Annotated in this window: 3 protein-coding genes and 1 pseudogene; 1 reads left to right on the forward strand and 3 read right to left on the reverse strand. The window is 60.7% G+C overall.

What is annotated here, in order from left to right; all coding sequences use genetic code 11:
* Window positions 1-74 precede the first annotated feature (74 nt).
* Complete coding sequence (locus KBA32_RS16800) at window positions 75-1,424, reverse strand: ATP-binding protein (RefSeq protein ID WP_294361422.1); 1,350 nt, start codon at window positions 1,422-1,424, stop codon at window positions 75-77.
* A gap of 143 nt (window positions 1,425-1,567) precedes the next feature.
* Between KBA32_RS16800 and KBA32_RS16805 the strand changes: the two are divergent.
* Window positions 1,568-1,699 (forward strand): annotated as a pseudogene (locus KBA32_RS16805) (transporter substrate-binding protein); the annotation flags it as partial.
* Between the two features lie 49 nt (window positions 1,700-1,748).
* Here KBA32_RS16805 and KBA32_RS16810 read toward each other — a convergent pair.
* Both KBA32_RS16810 and KBA32_RS16815 read right to left on the reverse strand, forming a co-directional pair.
* Window positions 1,749-2,288: a GGDEF domain-containing protein gene (locus KBA32_RS16810; protein WP_294361427.1), complete on the reverse strand. Its 540-nt coding sequence runs from the start codon at window positions 2,286-2,288 to the stop codon at window positions 1,749-1,751.
* A 159-nt stretch (window positions 2,289-2,447) separates the two neighbouring features.
* A partial coding sequence (locus tag KBA32_RS16815) for a hypothetical protein (protein WP_294361429.1) occupies window positions 2,448-3,224 on the reverse strand: 777 nt, incomplete at its 5' end.

The raw sequence follows: 3,224 nt of genomic DNA on the forward strand, positions 1-3,224 counted from the left end.
TGTCCCATGACATCAGGCTGGTCAAGTTCCAGATGAAGGTGGCTAAACACCTCAATGGAAAACCATGTCCACAATCACGCCGCCAGATTCCCGAGCCAGTTGGCGGCGTCAAGAATGTGCACCGGCGCCCGGCATTCTTCCTGGCGCAGATTGCAGACGATCTGCACCGCTTCTGCCTCGGGGAAGTCGTTGGCGAAGCGGGCGAGCGCCCGGTGCGTGCTGCTGTCCGACAGTTTGCATTCGATCAGGTGCGTTAGCCGGTTGTCCTCACTGAGGGCGAAATCGACCTCGGCACCGTCCTTGGTTCGGATGTAGTAGAAACCAACGTCTTTCCCCTGCGCGTCCTGCCTGAAATGCGCATGTTTGAGCAGCATCGCGGCCACCGCATTCTCGAAGCGCACGCCTTCGTCGCCGCGAACCAGGCCGGTATCGAAAAAATAGATCTTCGGTGTTTGCAGAATGGCGCGAGCGATGTTTCGGTGCCATGGCTGGACGGCAAAGACGATATAGAGCGCTTGCAGGATGTCCAGATAGCGCTTCAAGGTGTTCGGCGCAACGGACAGATCGCGGGCGATCGAGGCCAGCGAGAGCGGTGATCCAACACGCTCGCGTAGTAACTCCACGAACAGCCGCATGGTGGTGATCTCATGTAGCCGTGAGAACTCGACGACGTCCTCGCGAATCAGATCGGTGAAGTATTGCCTGCGCCAGCGCTCCGCGTCTTCAGCTTTCTCGGCCAAGCAAGGTTCGGGGAAGCCGCCGCGTTCCATCAGACGTGCCAGCGCGTCGGAAGGTGTTCCACCCTGTTCCTCACACCACTCGCGCACCGAGATGGGATGCAGCCGGAAAGGCAGGTAGCGCCCGGCCAAGGAATCGCCGCTCTGCCGCCAGGTTTCCATGCGCGCGCTCCCGGTCACGAGTAGCGCCTGATCCGGTGATCGGCCATCGACGACGCCTTTGAGCCAGTTTTTCCAGTCGGGCATCTTGTGAATTTCATCCATCGCCAGCAGTTTGGTGCGCACTCCCCACGATTGCCGTTGAAGGATTGAGCGATCTGCAGCGACATCCCAATTCAGGTACTGCGCCGGGGGAAAGCGCTCCATGAGGTGCCGACAGAGCGTCGTCTTTCCGACCTGTCGAGGACCGGTCAGCAGAACCATCTTGCGTTGCAGATCAGACGCAACGAGCTCATCCAGATAGCGTTTCATGGCGACCATATTGCCAGATATTGCAAAAAAGTCGCGACTATTTTGCAATATTGGGAAAAATGGACGGAAAAGCGCCGCCCGTCCTGGATCGCAGTCTCGGTGGTGCACATCGCCTCGACGCATCCACCCCCTACGCAATCTGACGTATTCCGCCCAAACCACCCGCTCCTTAATCTGGCGTCGCACTGCAGCACAGGATGTTCGTGCTAAAGACATTACCGATCCCACTTAACCCTCAAGGAGCCACACCATGAAATCCCGTCGTACTTTCATCAAGGCCACCGTCCTTTCAGCGGCCCTCGCCTCGATGGGCGTCGTTTCCCTCGCCGCCCATGCCGCCGACACGATCAAAGTCGGCGTTCATCGGCGAAGTGAAGGCCGACGGTCAGTTCAACGTCGTCTGGAAGACGCCCGGCCCGGTCCGCGCGCAGCCGTGGAGCCCGTTCATCGCCGACAACGACACCAAGAAGGACGAGCCGGAAGGGATGTAATTCCTGCTGGATGCGTGATCAAGACGACGGGGGCTGCGGCCCCCGTTTTCTACATTGCGTCTCTACTTGCTCTCACCGGCATCGGCAACGGTCCGGCTTCGCCCGGCCGCTTTTGCCTTGTGGACGCGGTATCCGAGGCTGCCAGCGCTTCCGACAGGTTCGACTGGTTCGCCGAGCGCTCGGCGACGCCAATGCTCACCGAAACCCCGAGCAGACCACGTAGCGACGCAATCGTCGTGTTTGCCACCGCGAGACGCAGCCGTTCGGCGATCGCCATCGCCTGATCCAACGTGGTGTTGGGTAGCAGGGCAACGAACTCCTCACCGCCGTAGCGACACCAGATGTCATCCGAGCGCAAGGCTGCGTGGGCCGCTTTCGAAACCTGTACCAAGGCAAGGTCGCCGGTCTGATGGCCGTACTGATCGTTAAAGTTCTTGAAGTGGTCGATATCGACCGAAAGAACCGACAGCGGGTAGTCGTGGCGTACGCTGCGCGACCACTCCATGTCGCCGAACTCGGTAAAGGCGCGGCGATTGTAGGCATCGGTCAGCGCGTCGCGCCGGGCTTGCGCCTCGATTTCATCTTGCAAACGCTGCGACGTATGCAAGGTCAGACACGCCACTCTGCCGGGAGAGTTCGCCGATCGAGATGAAGTTGCTGGTCATGGCAATCATGCTAGTAGTTAGAGTCGACTCGAAGTCAAGCGCCATGATGCCGGCGGCAGGCGTTTCACTTCAAGGCGCCTTGCTCAGCGCCCCAGCGCCACCAGGATGAGTGGCATGACGACGATGCCGATGACGATCGAGAGCGAGGTGATGAAAGTAGACAGTTCGACGTCGTTCTTCGCCTCGGCCGTGAAGCCCGCGGTCATCGACGGCAACGGCGCAAAGAGCAGCATGCACAACACGACGCGCACAAAATGATCGAGCGGCATCCACCAGACGACGACGGCAAAAACTGTCGCCAGCGCATAGCGCAGGCCGAGGTGGCGTGCGGCCGCGAGGTACTTGTGGCTGGGTAATGCAATCTCGAGGCCGATGCCGATCATCAGCATGGCGAGAAAGGTGTTGGCGCCGCCAACGATGCCGGCGAACGAGATCACGGCGCGCGGCAGGTGCAGATGAAATGCCCCGAGGACGAGCAGGAAGAGGTAGGTGACGAACACCGGCGAGCGCAGGATCTGGCGTAGAAAGCTCAACGGCGACATGTGGCGATCCGGCTGACTGAGCGACAGCCCCCACGCGTAGCCGACGCCGGCCGCTGCCAGCGTGTTGCCGACGTCGAAGATGATCGCGTAGGCCATCGCCTGCGGCCCGAGCATACCGGCGAGGTACGGCATGGCGAACAAGCCGATGTTGTGCCCGCCGATGTTGAGCACGCCGAAGGCTTGCGCGGCCCGCCCGTGTCGCCGGCCAAGCAGAAAACCCGCGACTTCCTGGACCAGATTGACGACGAAAGCGCCGACAGCGATGAAAAGCAGCGCCGGCGTCAGCTCAAAGGTGTCGAAACTCACCGCCAGCGCGCA

It is taken from the genome of Propionivibrio sp. (assembly GCF_017995515.1).
Classification (GTDB): Bacteria; Pseudomonadota; Gammaproteobacteria; order Burkholderiales; family Rhodocyclaceae; genus Propionivibrio.

What these genes read in the sequence shown, in the direction of transcription:
- KBA32_RS16800 (WP_294361422.1), bottom strand. Translation starts at nt 1,424, where the DNA reads ATGTCTTTAGCACGAACATCCTGTGCTGCAGTGCGACGCCAGATTAAG.